The 18,091-nt window shown below is 64.6% G+C and carries 21 protein-coding genes; 12 read left to right on the plus strand and 9 right to left on the minus strand.

Features of this window, described 5'->3' with window-relative positions; genetic code table 11:
* Position 1 precedes the first annotated feature (1 nt).
* Positions 2-592: a hypothetical protein gene (locus CH305_RS14835; RefSeq protein WP_094704078.1), complete on the minus strand. Its 591-nt coding sequence runs from the start codon at positions 590-592 to the stop codon at positions 2-4.
* 165 nt (positions 593-757) lie between these two features.
* On the opposite strand from CH305_RS14835, the gene CH305_RS14840 reads away from it, so the two are divergent.
* Complete coding sequence (locus CH305_RS14840) at positions 758-958, plus strand: membrane protein (RefSeq protein ID WP_027498199.1); 201 nt, start codon at positions 758-760, stop codon at positions 956-958.
* Positions 959-992: 34 nt separating this feature from the next.
* Here the strand turns inward: CH305_RS14840 and CH305_RS14845 are convergent, their stop codons facing one another.
* From CH305_RS14845 to CH305_RS14855, 3 genes are read right to left on the minus strand one after another with little or no spacing between them, the layout of a single operon-like run.
* On the minus strand, positions 993-1,517 hold the full coding sequence (locus CH305_RS14845) for a histidine phosphatase family protein (RefSeq protein WP_094704166.1): 525 nt from the start codon (positions 1,515-1,517) through the stop codon (positions 993-995).
* Positions 1,504-2,046, minus strand: a complete 543-nt coding sequence (locus CH305_RS14850) for a GtrA family protein (protein WP_032380483.1) — start codon at positions 2,044-2,046, stop codon at positions 1,504-1,506. The genes CH305_RS14845 and CH305_RS14850 overlap by 14 nt, the downstream gene beginning before the upstream one ends.
* A 60-nt stretch (positions 2,047-2,106) precedes the next feature.
* Positions 2,107-2,712 carry a TetR/AcrR family transcriptional regulator gene (locus CH305_RS14855; RefSeq protein WP_094704079.1) on the minus strand — a complete coding sequence of 202 codons (606 nt, stop codon included), beginning with the start codon at positions 2,710-2,712 and terminating at the stop codon, positions 2,107-2,109.
* A gap of 66 nt (positions 2,713-2,778) precedes the next feature.
* Between CH305_RS14855 and CH305_RS14860 the strand changes: the two genes are divergently transcribed.
* The 3 genes from CH305_RS14860 (at position 2,779) to CH305_RS14870 (ending at position 4,798) form a co-directional block, all read left to right on the plus strand.
* Complete coding sequence (locus tag CH305_RS14860) at positions 2,779-3,435, plus strand: GAP family protein (protein WP_094704080.1); 657 nt, start codon at positions 2,779-2,781, stop codon at positions 3,433-3,435.
* A gap of 35 nt (positions 3,436-3,470) precedes the next feature.
* Positions 3,471-3,737, plus strand: coding sequence for a hypothetical protein (locus CH305_RS14865; RefSeq protein ID WP_094704081.1), 267 nt, complete (start codon positions 3,471-3,473; stop codon positions 3,735-3,737).
* A 113-nt stretch (positions 3,738-3,850) separates the two neighbouring features.
* Positions 3,851-4,798 (plus strand): CPBP family intramembrane glutamic endopeptidase, encoded by a 948-nt coding sequence (locus CH305_RS14870; RefSeq protein WP_179278295.1) that lies wholly within the window; start codon positions 3,851-3,853, stop codon positions 4,796-4,798.
* 25 nt (positions 4,799-4,823) lie between these two features.
* Here CH305_RS14870 and CH305_RS14875 read toward each other — a convergent pair whose 3' ends face one another.
* Positions 4,824-5,405 carry a TetR/AcrR family transcriptional regulator gene (locus tag CH305_RS14875; RefSeq protein WP_032402125.1) on the minus strand — a complete coding sequence of 194 codons (582 nt, stop codon included), beginning with the start codon at positions 5,403-5,405 and terminating at the stop codon, positions 4,824-4,826.
* A 74-nt stretch (positions 5,406-5,479) separates the two neighbouring features.
* On the opposite strand from CH305_RS14875, the gene CH305_RS14880 reads away from it, so the two are divergent.
* The 8 genes from CH305_RS14880 (at position 5,480) to CH305_RS14915 (ending at position 14,318) form a co-directional block, all read left to right on the plus strand.
* The gene (locus tag CH305_RS14880) at positions 5,480-6,331 is read left to right on the plus strand and encodes an alpha/beta fold hydrolase (RefSeq protein WP_094704082.1); all 852 of its coding nucleotides are present in this window, start codon (positions 5,480-5,482) and stop codon (positions 6,329-6,331) included.
* Positions 6,332-6,433: 102 nt separating this feature from the next.
* Positions 6,434-8,596: an HNH endonuclease signature motif containing protein gene (locus CH305_RS14885; RefSeq protein WP_094704083.1), complete on the plus strand. Its 2,163-nt coding sequence runs from the start codon at positions 6,434-6,436 to the stop codon at positions 8,594-8,596.
* A 154-nt stretch (positions 8,597-8,750) separates the two neighbouring features.
* Positions 8,751-9,302, plus strand: coding sequence for a biotin transporter BioY (locus CH305_RS14890; protein ID WP_179278296.1), 552 nt, complete (start codon positions 8,751-8,753; stop codon positions 9,300-9,302).
* Positions 9,299-10,435, plus strand: coding sequence for an AMP-binding protein (locus tag CH305_RS14895; RefSeq protein ID WP_094704084.1), 1,137 nt, complete (start codon positions 9,299-9,301; stop codon positions 10,433-10,435). The genes CH305_RS14890 and CH305_RS14895 overlap by 4 nt, the downstream gene beginning before the upstream one ends.
* Positions 10,432-11,550, plus strand: a complete 1,119-nt coding sequence (locus tag CH305_RS14900; protein ID WP_094704085.1) for a thiolase family protein — start codon at positions 10,432-10,434, stop codon at positions 11,548-11,550. Before CH305_RS14895 ends, CH305_RS14900 begins: the two co-directional genes overlap by 4 nt.
* Positions 11,547-12,227, plus strand: a complete 681-nt coding sequence (locus CH305_RS14905; RefSeq protein ID WP_094704086.1) for an energy-coupling factor ABC transporter ATP-binding protein — start codon at positions 11,547-11,549, stop codon at positions 12,225-12,227. Before CH305_RS14900 ends, CH305_RS14905 begins: the two co-directional genes overlap by 4 nt.
* A complete protein-coding gene (locus CH305_RS14910) occupies positions 12,224-12,865 on the plus strand; it encodes an energy-coupling factor transporter transmembrane protein EcfT (protein WP_094704087.1) in 642 nt (213 codons plus the stop codon). The genes CH305_RS14905 and CH305_RS14910 overlap by 4 nt, the downstream gene beginning before the upstream one ends.
* Positions 12,834-14,318: an AMP-binding protein gene (locus tag CH305_RS14915; RefSeq protein WP_256983766.1), complete on the plus strand. Its 1,485-nt coding sequence runs from the start codon at positions 12,834-12,836 to the stop codon at positions 14,316-14,318. Before CH305_RS14910 ends, CH305_RS14915 begins: the two co-directional genes overlap by 32 nt.
* Here the strand turns inward: CH305_RS14915 and CH305_RS14920 are convergent.
* The 4 genes from CH305_RS14920 to CH305_RS14935 all read right to left on the minus strand — a co-directional run bounded on the left by CH305_RS14920 (position 14,222) and on the right by CH305_RS14935 (position 18,073).
* Positions 14,222-15,013 (minus strand): acyl-ACP thioesterase domain-containing protein, encoded by a 792-nt coding sequence (locus CH305_RS14920; protein ID WP_080737168.1) that lies wholly within the window; start codon positions 15,011-15,013, stop codon positions 14,222-14,224. The two genes, CH305_RS14915 and CH305_RS14920, sit on opposite strands and share 97 nt — an antisense overlap.
* A gap of 21 nt (positions 15,014-15,034) precedes the next feature.
* Positions 15,035-16,561 carry an NlpC/P60 family protein gene (locus CH305_RS14925; RefSeq protein WP_094704088.1) on the minus strand — a complete coding sequence of 509 codons (1,527 nt, stop codon included), beginning with the start codon at positions 16,559-16,561 and terminating at the stop codon, positions 15,035-15,037.
* 166 nt (positions 16,562-16,727) lie between these two features.
* Complete coding sequence (locus CH305_RS14930; RefSeq protein WP_037153576.1) at positions 16,728-17,300, minus strand: vitamin K epoxide reductase family protein; 573 nt, start codon at positions 17,298-17,300, stop codon at positions 16,728-16,730.
* A gap of 20 nt (positions 17,301-17,320) precedes the next feature.
* Positions 17,321-18,073 carry a thioredoxin domain-containing protein gene (locus tag CH305_RS14935; RefSeq protein ID WP_242640202.1) on the minus strand — a complete coding sequence of 251 codons (753 nt, stop codon included), beginning with the start codon at positions 18,071-18,073 and terminating at the stop codon, positions 17,321-17,323.
* Between the last annotated feature and the right edge of the window lie 18 nt (positions 18,074-18,091).

The following is an 18,091-nucleotide window of genomic DNA, read 5'->3' on the forward strand; positions in this document are numbered from 1 at the left end:
ATCAGTGTCGACTCCGTTCTCCTGCAGTATCTTTCGAGCTCGCATCTTTCGAGTCTGTGTTCTTGGAACCCAGCACCCACAGTGGTCCGGTCACGAACCAGAAGAACGTGATGACGCCGAGTGGTTGGATCACGGTCTTCAACGCTGCTGCCTGCTCCGAGTCTGCCACGGTGTATGCGAGTCCGTAGGTGATCGCCAGAGCGATCGCCGCTGCGCACAGCCACTTCACGAATCCTCGGATCTCGTTGCGGTAGGCCTGTGGGCCGCTCTTGGGAGGCTTCACCGGTGCGGGGCCGCCGGCGAATCGGTGCGCGAATCGCACATCGAGCCAAGCCACGGTGGAGTGTGCAAATACGACGGTCCAGCCGAGGTAGATGCCGGCGAGACGGTGGGCGAATTCGACCTCGCCGCCGCGATGTAGATCCAGGGCCACCGCCGCGACGAGGACAAGATCGAGTACCGGGAGGAGGGCGAGCGTGATCGTGCTGGCGCGTCTCATGCGTGCCAGGTAGCGCAGGCACAGTCCGCCGATCACCAGCACCCAGAAGCCGACCTCGCAGACCGCGATCGTGAGCAGAATCGGATTGTTCATGGCCCGATTTCACCGCAGCCGACGTGCGCGCGATACCCCCGCAGTGGCGTCGTAGCTGGTGGTTCGGCCGAAGGTACGACGCTGCGCTCCACCGAAAGTCGTAGCCGAACGCGCTACTGTGGAATCACGCATACAGGACACGTAGGCAATACCAGGGAGTCCGCCATGGCAGGCAAGAAGATCGACAGAGTGCACGCACAGTCCGCGTTGGAGACGGTTCGTGAGAATCCCGGCATCGCATTGATCGCCGCGGCACCTGCACTGGTGGTGCTGGCAGTGGTGTGGTGGCTGCTCGGGTTCCCCGCCGCGTTGATTCTGCTGATCGCAGCAGGCGGTGCCGGCTACCTGTACCTCAGGAACCGCTGACTACCGAAAAACACTGACTTCCGATAAACACTGACTACTGATCAGCGCGCGGGATGCAGAACTCGGTGATCGTGGCCGAGCTTGCTGAGATCCCTGCCCACGTTTTTTCGGTGGTGAGCACTGCTATCGCAGAAGTGGGGAAGCGGTGCCGAACCTCGCGGGCGACGTCGGTGTCGTCGTCTGCTGCCAATTCGAGTGCAGTCCAAGGGATTCCGGGCTCGTGCCCGACGACCAGCAAGGTCGATACCGTCACGTCGTCGAAGTACGTGTCGGCGAGACGGATTTCGTCGATGATCTCGTCTGCGGATCCGCCGTAGATGTCGCGCTCGAAGCGGGTGGGAGCGTCGCCCAGACCGGTGGCGGCCAGGGTTTCGCGAGTGCGCAGGGCCGTCGAACACAGCACTGCGTCGACGCGGCCGACGTGCTCGGCAATCCAGGCTCCGGCAAGTCCCGCCTCGCGTTCGCCGCGCGGTGCCAATGGTCGCTCGTGGTCGGGAACGCCGTCGGGGTAGCCGGATTTGCCGTGCCGCATCAGCACGAGGGTCCTAGAGGTCGCCATGCCGTCCACCGTAAACGGTCAGAGGCGCAGAATCGGGGACAACATTCACCGGTTCTGGGAAGACGAACTTGCGCATTGCCCACCATCGGAACGCGGTCGCCAGCAGTGTGCCGATGATCGAGCCGCTGACGAAGTCGGCGATGTTTTCGGTGAGGAAGGACACGTTCGGGGCGCGCAGATCCAGCATGTAACTGGACACCCACAGCGGTAGCTGGTTGATTGCCAGGCCGGTTCCGGCGACGGCGAAGAACAGCGCCGCCTCGTGGTGCCGGCGACGTCCGCCGCGGGCGGTGAAGGACCATTCCCGGTTGAGGATGTACGACACGATCGTCGCGATCAGCACCGCCAGAACGTTCGCTGTCACCGGCTTGTCCTGCAGAATCGTCCACTTCAGGCCGAAGAACAGTACGACGGTGACGACGAAGGTGATCGCTCCGACGATGAGGAACTTGAGAGCCTCGGCGTGCTTGACGAGGGGCTCGAGCCATCGCTCGGGAACGTGGTCGGTGAGACGGTCGGACACATGCATCCCATCGACGTTACCTCGAGTAACGGATCTGGCCGGATTCGTCGCGGCTGCGAAGACCGGCTAGAGCCGCGTCGTCAGGTAGTACCGCAGCAGTCGGCGCACCTCGTCGGATGGGAGTTGTTCGGGATACGTCACTGCGTGCAGCGTGAGCCCGTCGACGTAGATGTGTAGTTCGGCGACGGCGTTCTCGTCTGCGTCGCTTCCGAACGAGAATTGCGGCGAGTTCGGCAGATCCAGATGGCGTAGGTGCGCCCACGCGAGTCGGCACAGGTACCGGCTCCCGAACCATCCCGCGGTCTTGAGGGCGGCCAACCGGTCGTCGAATCGGGCTCGGGCGATCGCCTCGAGCCATACCGACGCCTCGACGCGGCGGTTCTCGTCGAGTGGGAGCATTTCTTCGAGGACTCGCACAGCGCGCGCCAGTCCGTCACCCTCGGTGGGGTGTGCTTCCAAGCGATGCACGATGCGCTGCGTCATGGCCTCGGCTGCGAACAGCACCAGTTCTCCTTGGTCGGAGAAGTAGTACCGCAGTGATCCGGGGGAGACGCCGGCCTCCGCGGCGACGCTGCGCACGGTCGCCCCGTTCATCCCCGCTCGCTCGATCACGCGCCAGACGGCGGCGACGATCTCCGCTCGGCGAGCTTCGTGGTCGACGATCTTCGGCATCGGTCTGTTCTAGCACGTGTGGATTTTTCCGACACGGATGTGTGAAATAGATGTTATGGTACAGCTGTGTTTTTTAACGTGATCGGGCTGGCGCTGGTGGACAGCATCGGTGTCGGCACGCTCGTCGTCCCGCTGTTGATGATGGTGCGGCCGTCGTTCCGGGTTCGAGGGGTTTTGTTGCACCTGAGCGTGCTGGGGCTGCTGTATCTCGGAGTCGGGATCGCTCTGCTGACGGTGTCCGAGGATCTGAATTTTGGCTTTATGACCCATGCCGTACCCGGAAATGCGTGGGTGCGGATCACTGTGGGTGGTGTCGTTCTGCTCGCGGGGCTCGTCTGCGACCGACGGCGTCGACGCCCGAGTGGTGCGTGGTGGATGCGGGCACCGGCGAGTGCTCGAGGTGTGGTCCTCCTCGCTGTTGCAGTGGGCGCGGTCGAGGTGTCGACGATGCTGCCTTATTCAGCCGCGATCGACGCGGTGGCCGCGTCCGGACGGGGATGGGCATTCTCGGTCTCGATTCTGGCGGTCTACGTACTCATCACCCTGCTACCGGCTCTGGTTCTGCTCACCGTCAGAGTCGCTGCATCGCAAATCGTTTCGTCACTTCTCTGGCGTCTGATGCACCGCGCCGAACGCTGGAGCCAGGACGTGGTGGGAACGGTACTGATCGTCGTGGGTGCGCTGCTGGTCGCAGATGCGGCCGTCGAGATGAACCTGGTGTGACGTCGGCCCCGGTCGACCCGAGGAAAGGATGCGTGATGAGGGCAGGAAAATTTCGGGCAACCGATGCGCGCAGCATCGTCATGATTGTCGTCGGCGCAGTGTTGGCGCTGTTCTTCTGGGACCTGCGGGTGTTCTGGTTCCAGGGCGGCCCACTCGGCTGTGTCCTGATGGTCCTCGCTGTGGTGGACGTATGGGACTCACGGCGCGCCACCGACAGGCGCGGAATTGTCGGGGAGTTACGCGACGACATTTTCGGACGCGAGGATTCGACCGACACGCCGGATCACGATGGTCGACGGTGACCGACGTCGCTGCGACGGTACTGAATTTTCGGCCTCCGCATGATAAACAAGTCCGGGGGTCGACAGCTGTTCGATGACAGGCGATGCGGTGCTGAGTGGATGGTGGTGACCTGGTGGCGAGCAGTCTGAGTGCGAATGCCGCGGCTCATTCGCGTCGACGTGGCTTGACCGCAGTCGGCACGGCCGTGTCGATTCTGGCTCTGGTAGCCGGTTGGGGCGTCGTCTACTTCATCGGTCTGGTGGGTGCGCTGTGGCGTTTCCGCGAGCCGAATGCGCCTGCGCCCGTACTCACACTGTCGGATCAATGGATGGACCTTGCGGTCGGCGTGCTTCAGGTGGCGATTGGGGCGGCGGCGATCGCTGCGGTGTATTTCGTTCGGCGTCGCACGTTGCCCGCGGTATGGCCGATGCGTCGCGGTACTGCGCTCGAGGCGGCGATCACCTGGTGCGCTGCGATCGGTGCTGCGTCGGCATTGCTGCTCGTGCTGTCTCGGATGGATGTGCTCCGCTTCAGCTTCTCGGTTCCGGCGTCGGTCGAATCCGATTGGCTTGCAGTGGTTTCCGCGCTGGCCGTCGGTCTGCGTGAGGAGCCGATCCTGGTGGCGCTTCCGGTGTTGCTGCTCGTGGGCAGGTTGCCGATCTGGGCAATCATGGCGTTGTCGGCGACGATGCGGGGCTTCCTCTATCTGTACTTCGGCGGTGGCGGTTTTCTCTGGGCGCTGTGCTGGGGTGCGGCGGCGGTGTGGGTGTTCTATCGCTACCGACGGCTGTGGGTGTTGATCGCAGTGCACGGTCTGGTGATGAATGTTCAGGTGTTCGATCGAGTGATTCCGTCCGACAATGCCGCAACGATCATGCAGTGGGTCAACATCCTGATCCTGTTCACCGCGCTGTTGTGGTGGCTGACCCCGAGGGCTCTGGAGGCGTTTCTGCCGAACACGGTGGCCGTTCGTTACGGCGATTCGACTGTCGAGACAACGCCGATGGTGGCCGAGGTCGTGCTCAATCCCGAGAAGCTCGATCCGGATACACCCAGAAGAAACCCGCCCGTCAAGCCCTGACCCGTACAACCTTGACCCGTACGAACTAGGTATCCGCGTGCACAGCGGCGCGCGTTCGATCCTGGACGGCCAGGCCGGCGGCGATCATCGGTTCTGTGGACCGCAAGCTGCGGCACAACACGAAGGCACCTTCGAGGCTCGTCAGGCATCCCAGTGCCAGGCTCCGACATACTTCGTTCGGCAAGCCGGTTGCGGTGAACCACTGTGTGAGGCTGTCGATCCAGCCGGTGAACACGGCTTCGGTTGCGAGACGCAATCGTTCGTTGGTACTGGCCACCTCGAGTGCGATGGTCTCGATGGAGCACGCCTCGGTGTAGTCGAGTTCGACCAACATCGTTGCTGCCGAGGCGAAGATCTCGGGTATCCCGTCCACCACATCGGTGACGGCGGCCAACTGACGGCCGACAAGGAGGCCATAGCGCACGCCCTCGGCATGGATGACTTCTTCGCTGATCTGTTCTTTGCCACCGGGGAAGTGGTGATAGATGGACCCGAATGGGGCGTTGGCCGCCGCGGCGATCTGTTTGAGTCCGGTCGCGGTCATCCCTTGACGCCGGTACAGCTCGGCGGTGGCTTCGAGTATTCGCGCGCGAGTGTCGTTGGCCATGAATTGTCCTTGCATCCGAGAAAGGCCCAGAGTACCTTCCGATTCACTAGAACGATCTATCCAGTGGAGGATCTGTGAAGCGAATCGACCTGGCGGCCGGACCGATCGACTACCTCGACACCGGCGGTGACGGTCCGGTGCTCGTCTTCGGGCACGGTCTACTCATGAACGAGACGCAGTGGCGCAAAGTGATCCCACTCCTCGGGGGATATCGCTGCATCGCTCCGACGCTGCCGTTGGGCGGACATCGGAGCGCGATGAAACCGGAGGCCGACCTCACGCAGCGCGGCATCGCCAGGATCATCGCCGACTTCCTCGAGGCGCTGGACCTCGCCGATGTCACGTTGGTGCTCAACGACAGCGGCGGCGGACAATTCATCGTCTCCGACGGTCGCGCCGATCGAGTCGGACGTTTGGTCCTCGCGTCATGTGAGGCCTTCGACAATTTTCCGCCGCTGCCTGCCCGGCCCGCAGCGGCGCTGTGCCGAGTGCCCGGGGGCACTTCGCTGTTCATGCGACTGCTGGCCACGAAGTTCGTTCGACACAACAAGCGCGCATGGGGCGGGCTCAGCAAGCACGGGATCCCCGACGAGGTGCTCGACGACTGGTTCGCGCCTGCAACGCGCAACGCGGAGATCCGCCGCGATTTGCGGAAGTTCGCCACCGGCACACCATCGCGAAAGACGTTGCTGACGTGGGCCTCTCGGCTCTCTGAGTTCGATCGCCCGGTCCTCGTGATCTGGGCGACAGAGGACACGATGATGCCGCTCATCCATGCCTATCGGCTGCGAGAGTTGTTTGCCGATGCACGTCAGGTGCTCATCGACGACTCGTGGACACTCATTCCGGAAGACCAGCCCGAACGGTTCGCGGCTGCCCTGCGAGAGTTCGTCCCGGCCGACCCGACACACGTGACTTCTCGGTGACTCCATGATTGCCGAGGCTGGGATTACGTTGTAGTCGTACCGATCCTGAGCCCGAATGCGCGTGACATTTTCTTGTCGGACCCCTCTCGTAAGATCGAATACATGTTCGATACCGGGGGGTGGGGCGTGGCGGAAACGCCACCGGTCGATGACTGTATTGCGGGGTTTCTCGACGTCATCGCGCTCAACCGCGTCCACGAGAACCTTGCCAGGGCAGGGACCGTACTCGCGTACTGCGACGTACTCGAGATGCGACTGGAGGCTGCCGAAGCCGCCGGTGGCGATCCGGGCGAGACGGTCCGCGGCGCGTTGTGCGACTTGGCCGTGACGATGACCGGCACGCGTCGCGATGCGTCGGTGGTGCACGACGTCGCGGAGCGTCTACATCGAATGCCGTTGACGGCCTTGCGTTTCGTGACCGGAAGCTTCGACTGGTCGACGGTGGTCACCATCACCTCGGTGTTGCATCGCGCCACTGACGAGACCATCTCGAAAATCGAATACGAGGTCTGCGCGGCAGGGGGCAGAATGCGTCCGCAGGCGCTGCGGAACCGAATCTGGCGGTTGTGGATGAAGGCCGATCCGGACGGCGCTGCGCAGGCTCGCGAGACGGCGAAGTCGGAGGAAGTCGGAGTGCGGATCGTGCGAACCGGTCCTGGCGGTATTTCATCGCTCATCGCGAAGATCACGGATCTGGAATCGGCCGAAGCAGATGCACTCATCGTCGAGATCGTCGGCACGGTCTGCAAGGACGATCCGCGGTCGACGGGGATGCTGCGGGCCGCCGGACTGATGGCGTTGCTGCACGGCGAGCATTCGCTCGTCTGTCAGTGCGATCTCGGTGACGAGTGCCCGGTCGCCGGTGCCGCCGACGATCTCCCACCGAGGCGCGGACATCTCCTGCAGATCGTGGTGGCGGTGGAGACGCTGCTGGGACTGTCCGCGGAGCCCGCGACCTTGGCGGACGGCACTCCGATCGATCCCGAGGTGGCGCGCATCGTCGCTGCCGATGCGAAATGGCAGGCAATGCTGACCGAGCTGGTCGACATGCTGAAGCCCGAGCACGGCAGCCCCGACGAGCGCTGCGCGAAGGATAAGAGCCCGAAGGGCGAGAGCCCGAACGACGACGATCCGGATGAAGACACCCCGGATGACGACAGTCCGGACGATGACGGCCGGGACGGCGATGGCCCGGACGCCGATGGCCCGGACGACTACAACCTGGACGACGACGGCCCGAATGATGACGGCCCGGACGACGACGGCGGTTCTGGCGACGATGGGCCCGGCGGTTCTGGCGACGATGGGCCCGGCGGTTCTGGCGACGATGGGCCTGGCGGTTCTGGCGACGATGGGCCTGGCGGTTCTGGCGACGATGGGCCTGGCGGTTCTGGCGACGATGGACCCGGCGGTCCCGACGATGAGGGCGGTGGTTCAACCGGAGGCAACGACTCGGTCGGTCCGTCTCCACCCGGCTTCCGTCTGTTGCGCACAGTGCTGGGCATCGGCCGGGTGCGCAGTGCCGCTCAGCTTCCGCCGATGCGCGGCGTATGCGCCCAAGGTTGTCCGCCGGCCGATCGGATTCTGGGGGAGGAGTCTGTCCGCGATGGGCTTGTCGCACGCTGGCTCGGTTGGATTGCCGAACAGCCCGAGCGTGCGCGCGGGATTTTTCCCGACGGTCATGGCGACGAATGCGTTCCGTCGCGAGCCGCGGTGACCTATCGGCCGAGCGCGCGCGTTGCCGCTGTCGTGCGGGCGGCCTATCGCACGTGCACGTTCCCCAATTGTGACGTGCCCTCGGCCCGGTGCCAGATCGATCATGTGGTCCCGTTCGACAAGGACGATCCGGGGCGTGGCGGCTGGACGATCGTGACCAATCTTCAACCGGTGTGCGTATTTCACCATCAGGCGAAGACCTCGAAAGCGTGGTCGGCCGTGATGCTCGCCGGAGGGGCAATTCTGTGGTCGAACTCTCTCGGTCTACGCGCGGTCACGTTGCCGGAGTTCTCGATCGCGTCGCCTCCTCGACGCCGCCGTCGGCGGAAGAAGTCGGCCGACAATGCGCTGTCCCCGTTCCAACCCACCCGATGGGAGCTCGAATACAGCAGCTCTGCACCGCCGACACTCGCGGATTTCCGTTCCGCGTCATCGGACATTGCACGGAAGAAATTGGCAGAGAAGAGACGTGCCTACCTCGACCACTGCCGCGTCGTACACGTGCGCATTCGACTCGACCGGAGCAGATACGATCCCGCTCCCTTTTGAACAAAAGACCGTCCAGGGTGTGGTCAGAACCGCACACCTGCTACCTTGAACGCCGTTCAAGTCTCTGGGGCAGGTGACCGCCCCACTCCTCGAGGAGCCACCCGTGTCAGATGTCGACAGCAGTACCCGTCCGCCGAGCCGTAAGGTCAGCCGAATGAACGTCTCCGCCCGCGACATGGCGCAGATCGCAGTGTTCGCAGCGCTCATCGCTGCGCTCGGCCTGCCGGGATCGATCACGGTCGGCTTCTCCGGCGTCCCCATCACCTTGCAGACCCTCGGCATCATTCTGTCCGGCGCGATCCTCGGTGCCAGGAAAGGCACTGCTGCGGTCCTGGTGTTTCTCGCGCTGACGATGATCGGCCTCCCATTGCTGGCGGGTGGACGTACCGGTCTGTCTGCGATGGCCGGGCCCACCGTCGGGTACCTCATCGGCTGGACACCGGCAGCATTGCTGATCGGCTGGCTCACCGCCCGCATCCTGCCGAAGTACTCGATCGCGCTCGGTCTTGCGATCAATGCCGTCGGCGGCATCGTGGTGGTGTACGTCTTCGGGATCATCGGCCTGATCCTGCGTACCGACGTCGGAGTCTGGGCTGCGATCACGTCCAACGGCCCGTTCCTGCCCGGTGACATCGCCAAGGTCGTCGTCGCGACCGTGGTCGCCAAGAGCGTGCACCGTGCATACCCGGGCCTGATCAAGGCGTGACTCTCGAGCTGGGAGGTCGAGGCGGCGACAACGGCAGCGTAAATGACCGGGCCGACAACCCGGCCATCGTCTGGTCGGGTCGTACGCTCACCTACGCCGACCTCGACGCAGCCGTCGAGCAATGGCCTCACCTCCCGGTGCACGACGCCTCAGCGCTCGAGCTACCCGAGGCGCTGATCTGCGTTTTTGCGGCGGCGCGGCAGGGAAGTGCGGTGCGAGTCGAGGATCCGGCCACCAGGCCGGATCGTGCGGAGGGGCCGAGTCCCGACGCTTTCCTGCTGGTCGCGACCTCCGGCTCCACCGGACGCCCCAAGCCGCTCGAACGCACTGCCGCGTCGTGGGTCGACAGCTTTCCCGAGTTCACCGAGATCACCGACATCCGCCCCACCGATTCGGTGCTGATCACCGGACCACTGCACGCCACGATGCACCTGTTCGCCGCCGTGCACGCACTGTGGCTGGGGGCCTGCGTCACCGACGACCCGGCCGAGGCCACGGCGGTGCATGCGGTACCTGCGGTGCTTCGCGACACGGTCTGTCGGATGCCCGGTGCGCGGGTGGCGGTCGCAGCTGGTGCCGGACTCGATCTCGCAGCAGCGCAGACGATCTCGGCCATGGGTGTCAGGTTGGTGGAGTACTACGGATCGGCGGAACTGTCGTTGGTGGCGGCACGGGTGACAGGCGAGCACGCGGCACTGCGATTGCTCCGCGATGTCGAGGCGCGTACCGAAGACGGGTATCTGGTCGTCCGTTCGCCGTACTCGGCACTCGGCACCACTGGCTGGTGCGGCGTCGGCGATCTGGCCGAGCTCAGCGGCCGCGAACTGCTCGTCCACGGTCGGGGGGATGCGGCGATCAATGTCGGCGGCACCACCGTCGTCGCAGAGGACGTCGAGCGAATCCTGACCGCACTCGACGGTGTTCGAGCCGCGGCTGCCATCGGATCTCCCCATGCGGTGTTGGGTGAAACGGTCTCTGCCGTAATCGAACTCGACGGATCCCGCGATCTCGACCGCATCCGCGCCGACGCCCGCTCGATCATGACCAAGGAGGCACTGCCGCGACGGTGGACGGTGGTGCAGCAGCTGCCCCGTACCTCGAGCGGCAAAATCGCCCGGAAAGCCCTGCTATGAGTACTCCCGTGATCGTTGCGGCCAAACGAACCGCGATCGGTATCGCTGGTCACGGCTTCGCCGATGTGACCGCCCCGAACCTCGCTGCACCGGTGCTGAAAGCTGTTGCAGCAGAAGTTAGTTCGCTCGGACTCCCGATCGACGACGTGATCCTCGGCAACTGTCTCGGCCCCGGCGGCGACGTTGCGCGTGTGTCGGCCCTGCTCGCGGGACTCGGTGTCGACGTCCCCGGCGTTACCGTCGACCGCCAGTGTGGATCCGGACTCGACGCCGTCATGCAGGCTGCGTCGCGCATCCGCAGTGGCGACGAGACGTTGATTCTCGCTGGTGGCGTCGAATCGGCCAGTACGAGTCCGTGGCGGTTCTGGCCGCCGGTCGACGGCGGCGAACCGGTTCGATACACCCGAGCGCCGTTCGCTCCCGAGGGTTTCGCCGATCCTGACATGGGCGTTGCGGCAGACGATCTCGCGCGAATGCGTGGAATCGACCGGCAGCGGCAGGACGAGTACGCCGCACGGTCCTTCGCACGAGCTGCGGCACACGACTTCTCCGCCGAAATCGTCCCGATCGGAGAGCTGAGCGCAGACGAACGCATCCGCCCCAACATGAGTGCCCAGCGCCTGGGCAGACTGCGTCCCACGTTCACGTCCGACGGCACCGTCACCGCCGGCAATTCCTGCGGAATCTCCGACGGTGCCGCAGTTCTGGCGGTCACCACGGCCGAACGTGCTGCCGGTATGCCGGCACTGCGCATTCTCGGCAGCGCGGTGGCCGGGTCCGATCCGGCACTTCCCGGTCTGGGCCCGGTGCCTGCGATCGAGAAGCTACTCGGGCGCACCGGGGTGTCACTCGACGACATCGGGGTCATCGAGATCACCGAGGCGTTCGCATCGGTGGTGCTCGCGGTCTCGGATGCACTGGGCATCGACGAAGCGCGCATCTGCCCGGACGGTGGGGCCATCGCGATGGGTCACCCGTGGGGCGCATCGGGCGCAATTCTGCTGGTGCGCTTGGCGTCTCGAATGCTGCAACCGAGTGGTCCGGCACTGGGATTGGCGGCCTGCGCCATCGGCGGCGGGCAAGGAATAGCGATGTTGGTGGAGCGAGTGACATGAGCAGCATCAAGTTCGAGAACATTTCCCACTCCTTCGGGGAGCGGCAGGTACTGCATGGCATCGACCTGGAATTCGACGAGCGACGCATCGGCATCATCGGATCGAACGGGTCGGGGAAGTCGACGCTGGCTCGGATGATCAACGGTCTGATCAAGCCCGACTCCGGCCGCGTCACGGTCGACGGCGTCGACGCCGCGAAGAAGGGTGCGCAGGTTCGTAAGAAGGTCGGGTTCGTCTTCACCGACCCCGATTCGCAGATCGTCATGCCGACTGTCGCCGAGGATCTCGCGTTCTCTCTGCGTAAGTCCGGGCTGAGCAAAAAAGAGGTGGCCGACCGCGTCGACGAAATCCTCGTCCGCTTTCGACTGGATCAGCACCGCGATCACCCGGCGCATCTGCTTTCCGGTGGGCAGAAGCAATTGCTCGCGATCGGTGCCGTACTGATCAGGCGGCCGGAGGTGGTTGTTGCGGACGAGCCGACCACGTTGCTCGATCTGCGTAACGGACGCGTCGTCGCTCAGGCTCTGGATTCGATGGATCAGCAAGTCGTCGTTGTGACTCATCAGCTCGCTCTGCTGGACAGCTTCGAGCGTGTCATCGTCATCGATGACGGCCGCGTGGCGTTCGACGGTGCCCCCGCCGCAGCGGTTCCGGCGTATCGGGAGCTGATCGGGTGATCGGTCTCTACCGCCCCGGTACATCGCTGCTGCACCGAATGAGCCCGGGCTGGAAACTGTTGTCGCTCATAGTTGCAATTCTGGCGACCGTGATCTTCGCGCGCACCCCGCTCGAGGTCGGCGTGGTGGCTCTGGTGGTCGCCGCCCTGTTCGCTGTGGCCGGTATTCCGGCAAGAGTCGCTCTGGCGCAACTTCGTCCGGTGCTCTGGATGTTGCTGATCATCGGTGTGTTCCAGATACTGATCACCACGTGGCAACGCGCGGTGGTGGTGTGCGGGGTGCTGGTGATCTCCGTTGCCCTGGCGGCACTGGTCACGCTGACCACCCGGGTGACCGACATGCTCGACACCGTCACGAGAGCACTCGGGCCGATCCGCCGCTTCGGCGTCGACCCGGATCGCATCGGACTGCTCCTGGCCCTTGCCATTCGGTGCATCCCGCTGCTGGCGTCCATCGTCCAAGAGGTGTCCCAGGCTCGCAAAGCCCGCGGATTGCAGTGGTCCATGACGGCTCTGGCAACCCCGGTTCTGGTGCGCGCCCTCCGCACTGCGGATGCGATGGGTGATGCCCTCGTCGCGCGCGGTGTGGACGACGACGGTGAAGACGATGGTGAAGACGAACCACGCGATGACCAGTGAGCTTCTTGCCGCCCGAACAGCGCGGCATTCCGACCGCGAAGACATCGCAATCGTCGATGCGACCGACCGAATCACGTACCGTGAATTCTGGGATCGGGTGACATGCGCGGCGACCGCATTGGCAGGGAAGCGTCGCATCGCGGTACTGCCGACGTCGGACATCGGGTCGCTGGTCGTGGTTCTGGCGGCAATGCATGCCGGTGTGAGTGTCGTTCTGCTGCATCGACATCTGTTGGCTCGAGAATTCGCCGATGTCACGGCGGTGTGTGAGCCCTCGCTGGTTGTCGCGCATCCGCGCCAGCACGCACGAGTGCATCGTTGGGGTGCCGACACAGTGCTGGCACCCGAGGAGCTCACCACCGGCCGTGCCGCGCCGCTCGATCCACCCGCACGCACCGCTGAACTCCTGGTCGGCATCACCTCGGGGACGACCGGACCACCCAAATTGTTCGTTCGAGATCAGGCGTCCTGGGCTGCCACGCTGGACCGGTCCGATGCACTGTTCGAGCTCGGGCCGGGCGATCGAGTGTCTGCATCCGGCACCCTTGATCACACGCACTTTCTCTACGGTGCGTTGCACGGGCTCACCCGCGGTGCGACGGTGGATCTACGGAAGGCGGCGGTCGCTCTCGAAGATGATCCGACACATCTCTATTCGGTACCGACCATTGCCTGGGACATCGCTCGCTCCAACGCCCGGTATCCCTGCGTCCGCGAGGTGCTCTCGTCTGCGGCGCGATGGCCGCAGTCTGCCCGCACGGCATTGGCGACAGTGTTCCCGAACGCAACCATGACGCACTTCTACGGTGCATCGGAACTGAGCTTCGTCTCGTACGACCGTCGAACTCCTGGCGGCACGGGCGTCGAGGCAGCGAGTGTGGAGGGCGCGTTGTTCGGCGGGGTGGAGGTGGAGACCAGGAACGAACTGCTGCACGTGCGCAGCGACATGCTGTTCGACGGTTACCTGAGCCGAGTCGGCGACCACACCACCCTGACGAACGGGCCCGTCGACGGGTGGATGACGGTCGGCGATCGCGGCAGTGTCGACGAGGGTCGACTGACGTTGCTCGGCCGCGGCAGCGAGACGATCGTTCGAGCCGGGCTCACGGTCGAGCTGGCCCCGATCGAGGCGGCACTGTTGTCGATCCCTGGTGTTCTCGATGCCGGAGTTGTCGGCGTTCCCGACGATCGCACCGGCGAGGTGCCGGCAGCGGGAGTGGTTGTAGCCCAGCAGAACTCACCCACAGTGGCGCAGATACGTCGGCGCGTTCGCTCGATGTTGCCGAGCCCGAGCCTGCCCGTGGTGATCGCCGTCGTGGACGCCTTACCGCGCACCCCCCGCGGCAAGCTCGATCATCAGGCCTTGGGTGCCACCTTGGCCACGGTACGCACCGTCGGCTCGCCCGATGCGCCGGTGACAACGAACCAGACGGTCAACGCGCCGCCTTCGTAGCGGTGGCGCAGAGTCACGCGTTCGCCTGCCAGCACAGGGCTCAGGTACTCGATCACGGCGCGGTGCGGCGATGCGGCCAGCGCGGGTACGTCGACCAACAACTCCTCGATCGCATGCCAGTAGGCCGCATTGTTGAGGTGGTTGAAGGGGTCGATATCGGTTGCGCGCAAAGGGAACTGAAGGTCGGTGTGCGATTCCGCGGGCACCGGCTCGGTGAGCCATGCCTTCCATCGCAACCGGTGTTGATCGGTGGTTCGGGCCAGCATTTCCAGTGCGCCGTCGCTGATGCGGGTCGGCATTCCGGTGTCCTTGCTGATGTTGATCCAGAAGCCCTCGGTTTCGATGCGACCACCCTTCGGGGTCGTCAGTGCCACGCGCATGTTCGACCACCGCGTCGACATCGACGAACACCACCGACGCATGTGCACATGGTCCGGAAAGTGGATGGGCTCGAAGACGTCGATGACGGTGCGCCGCACGATCCACATCGGATCGGTCTTGCCCAGCGGCGTGGCATCGAGGTTGTCGGTACCGATGTCCTGCAGGTAGCGGGCGACTCCGTCGAACCGCAGTCGGTTGGTCGGATCGATGTCGCCCGTCCGCACCGGCCAGTTGTTCTCGAAGCCCTCACCGGGCGGCGGCTCCGGTGCCAGCTCGTCGTCGAAGCCGGCCGGTTCCACGCGTGCATTGGTCACGTTCGCACTGTACGCGCGCACCTAGACGATGTGACGGGCGCGCATACCGTCGAACACCGGTGCCACTCGAACCACGTCACCGGTGGTGGGAGCATGCACCATCTGGCCGTTCCCCATGTAGATCGCCACGTGCCCGGGTCCAGCAGGTCCCCAGTTCCCGAACAGCAGATCGCCGGGCTGCGCCAGTTCCATCGGAACCTCGGTGCCGACGTTCCATTGTGTTTCGGAGGTCCGGGGCAGCGTCACCTTCCCGCCCGAGGCCTTGAACAGGGCGTACGACGTCAGACCGGAGCAATCGAATCCACCACCGGACGGACCGTTGATGTTTCCGCCACCCCACACGTAGGGCAGCCCCAGGTAGTCCATCGCCAATTGCACTGCCCGGCCGCCCATTCCGGTGAGGTCGAGCCCCGCGAACGGGGTCAGTATCGAGGCGAACTGCGCCTCGGTCGCCCTGATGCGGGCCACGTACGGCTTGGTCTGTGTCTCGTAATCGACTGTGCCCGAGGGCATACCGCCTGATCGCAGCACCGCTCCCGCGCCCGCGTTGTATCCGGCGAGGGTCAGGTCGAGTGTGTCACCGGAGACCTTGCCCTCTCGCTTCCAGCCGTCGACCTGCCCGTAGATGTCGCACAGCATCGTGCCCGACGCCATTACTGCGTCTCCGACGCTGTTGACGTCGACCACGCCGTTGCCGTCGTAGTCCTTGCCGTAGGTCGCCCACGTGCCCGGCATGAATTGCCCCGGTCCCTGTGCGCCGGTGCTCGAGACAGGCGCCGTCGGACCGTACCGAAAGCCGTTCTCGGCGGCATAGAGTGCGGCGATCGTGGTGCCTTCGACGCCTCCGCAGATGTTGCCTGCTTTCTGCAGCCACGGCACGAAGGCGGTGATGGCTCCCACCGCCCCCAAGCCGATCGGGCCCACATTGATACCGGTGAACGTCACGGGCAGCCCGGGAAAGAGTGCGCGCCGAATGGCCTCGGCCGACGCCATGAACGCCGTCTGGGTGGCGATATCGGCTGCGGTGTACGTGCGGCCGGCGAACTGGACTGCACCGGCACCGAGTGCGGCTGCGGTTGACGAGAGAGCAGTTGACGAGAGAGCAGTTGACGAGAGAGCACTCGGCGAGAAGACGCTGAACGGAAGTGGGGCAGACGGGGAGCCGGCAGCAGGTACAGCCGCAGCGGCAGTGGGGAGGGCAGCCAGTGCATCTTCCGCCGCGGTCGGCACCGCTACATCCTCGGCCGCTTCGATGTCTTCCACCGTTGGAAGGTTCGGGAGCATCGGCTCGACGGCAGTGTGCAGGCCGTCCGCGGCGTCGGACAACGTGCGATCGGCGATGTCGGCGGCAGGCTCGGGCATGGTGCCCAGGAGTTCGGTCCACTGATCGCTCATCGTCTTCGCCTGATCCTCGGCGTTGGCGGCAATTTCTGCGGCCTGATCCGTCACTGCCTGATCGGGAATCGGAGCCGGGGCGTCGGTTCCGGCGACAACACCGGCGGCGGACACGATGACGGCAACGATGACTGCGAATGGATCACCTGCCATGTATCGACTCCTGCTACTCGAACGATCTTCCCCGAGCCAGGAGCTGTGATCAGTCTCACTCGGGTGCTGTACCCATCATGCACGGTGCAGTCGATCGACTCATGAGTTTTGCGAAACTGTCGGAGCGGTGAAACTCAGAGCTGCGAAACTGTCAGAGCAGCGAAACTCAGAGCAACGAGGTCCAGTAGTCCGAGAAGCGGATTCCGATGAGCGCGATGACGATTGCGTACCACACGGCGAGCAGCGTCCACCGCCATTCGAGGAAAAGACGGCCGATCGTGCCACCGTTGTTCGGGCCGGTGCTGATCAGGCGGCTCAGAGCCAGCACGAACAGCGGCATCGTCACGGCCCACACCACCATGCAGTAAGGGCACAGTGCGCCGATCTCGTACAGGCTCTGGACTATCAGCCAATGCACGAACACTTCACCGAGCAGCAGGCCGCCACTCATGCCGAGCCAGAACCAGTGCGGCAGTTCGACGCGGCCGAGCCACAGCACCCCGGCGACGAGCGCAACCGAGAACGCGACGATGCCCAGGATGGGGTTCGGGAAGCCGAAGAGCGCAGCCTGTTTCGTCACCATCACCGATCCGCACGAGAGCACCGGATTCAGGCTGCACGACGGTACGTACGACGCGTCCTCGAGCAACTTGAATCGCTCGATCGTCAGGGTCAGCGCAGCGAGTAGCCCGATCGCGCTGAAGACGGTGAAGACTGCGGCACCGACGCGGGTCCTCATGCTCTGGTACCGGCTGCCGCTCAGTTACCGGCTGCTGCAGCGGCGGAGAGGATGTTCTCCGGAGTCGGGTTGGAGACGTCGGTACCGTTGACGCGCACGCTCGGCGTCCCGTTGATGCCTTCGCCTATGACGGACTGCGTCTGGCTGGTGACCCAATCGGTGTAGCTGCCGTCGGTGATGCACGACGCGGTGGCGGGGGAGTCGGCACCGGCGGAGGTGGCGATCTCGACGAGCTTGTCGTCGGTCAATCCGGTGCCGTTTTCCGCGGGCTGCTCCGCGAACATGGAGTTGTGCCAGTCCATCCAGCTGTCCCGGTCGTTTTCGGCGACGCAGATCGAGGCGCTCGCGGCACGCGTCGAGTACATCGTGCCGTTCGAGAAGCGGTCGAGAATGGAGATGGGTCGGTAGTCCACCGCGACGTTGCCCGCGTCGGCCAGCTGCTGCAACGTCGACCCGCTGATGGACTCGAAGTTCTTGCACGCCGGGCACTGGAAGTCCTCGACGACACTGATGACGGTGGTGGCGTCGGGATTACCGAAGCGGATGGCACCGGTGTCGGTCAACGACGTGGGCGTCAGCTGCTGGCCCGGTGACGAGCTCGTGGCGGGAGATGCCTCACCCGACGTCGAGTTCCTGTTGACGATGAACAAGGCAATTGCTGCAACGAGCGCGATGAGAACCACAGCCACGACGATCTGGATCAGCGTTCGGCGATTCTTGTCGCCGTTCTGCATAGCCCTGATGTCTTTCGATGCCTTGTTGCTGGTGTTCACGGCGACCAGTTTATGCAG

Source organism: Rhodococcus sp. 15-649-2-2 (assembly GCF_002258645.1).
In the GTDB taxonomy this organism is placed as follows: domain Bacteria; phylum Actinomycetota; class Actinomycetes; order Mycobacteriales; family Mycobacteriaceae; genus Rhodococcoides.

Excerpts from the sequence above, each read along its gene's own strand:
- CH305_RS14835 (WP_094704078.1), bottom strand. The coding sequence starts at position 592 with ATGAACAATCCGATTCTGCTCACGATCGCGGTCTGCGAGGTCGGCTTC.
- CH305_RS14840 (WP_027498199.1), top strand. The coding sequence starts at position 758 with ATGGCAGGCAAGAAGATCGACAGAGTGCACGCACAGTCCGCGTTGGAG.
- CH305_RS14845 (WP_094704166.1), bottom strand. The coding sequence starts at position 1,517 with ATGGCGACCTCTAGGACCCTCGTGCTGATGCGGCACGGCAAATCCGGC.
- CH305_RS14850 (WP_032380483.1), bottom strand. The coding sequence starts at position 2,046 with ATGCATGTGTCCGACCGTCTCACCGACCACGTTCCCGAGCGATGGCTC.
- CH305_RS14855 (WP_094704079.1), bottom strand. The coding sequence starts at position 2,712 with ATGCCGAAGATCGTCGACCACGAAGCTCGCCGAGCGGAGATCGTCGCC.
- CH305_RS14865 (WP_094704081.1), top strand. The coding sequence starts at position 3,471 with ATGAGGGCAGGAAAATTTCGGGCAACCGATGCGCGCAGCATCGTCATG.
- CH305_RS14875 (WP_032402125.1), bottom strand. The coding sequence starts at position 5,405 with ATGGCCAACGACACTCGCGCGCGAATACTCGAAGCCACCGCCGAGCTG.
- CH305_RS14885 (WP_094704083.1), top strand. The coding sequence starts at position 6,434 with ATGTTCGATACCGGGGGGTGGGGCGTGGCGGAAACGCCACCGGTCGAT.
- CH305_RS14890 (WP_179278296.1), top strand. The coding sequence starts at position 8,751 with ATGAACGTCTCCGCCCGCGACATGGCGCAGATCGCAGTGTTCGCAGCG.
- CH305_RS14900 (WP_094704085.1), top strand. The coding sequence starts at position 10,432 with ATGAGTACTCCCGTGATCGTTGCGGCCAAACGAACCGCGATCGGTATC.
- CH305_RS14905 (WP_094704086.1), top strand. The coding sequence starts at position 11,547 with ATGAGCAGCATCAAGTTCGAGAACATTTCCCACTCCTTCGGGGAGCGG.
- CH305_RS14915 (WP_256983766.1), top strand. The coding sequence starts at position 12,834 with ATGGTGAAGACGAACCACGCGATGACCAGTGAGCTTCTTGCCGCCCGA.
- CH305_RS14925 (WP_094704088.1), bottom strand. The coding sequence starts at position 16,561 with ATGGCAGGTGATCCATTCGCAGTCATCGTTGCCGTCATCGTGTCCGCC.
- CH305_RS14930 (WP_037153576.1), bottom strand. The coding sequence starts at position 17,300 with ATGAGGACCCGCGTCGGTGCCGCAGTCTTCACCGTCTTCAGCGCGATC.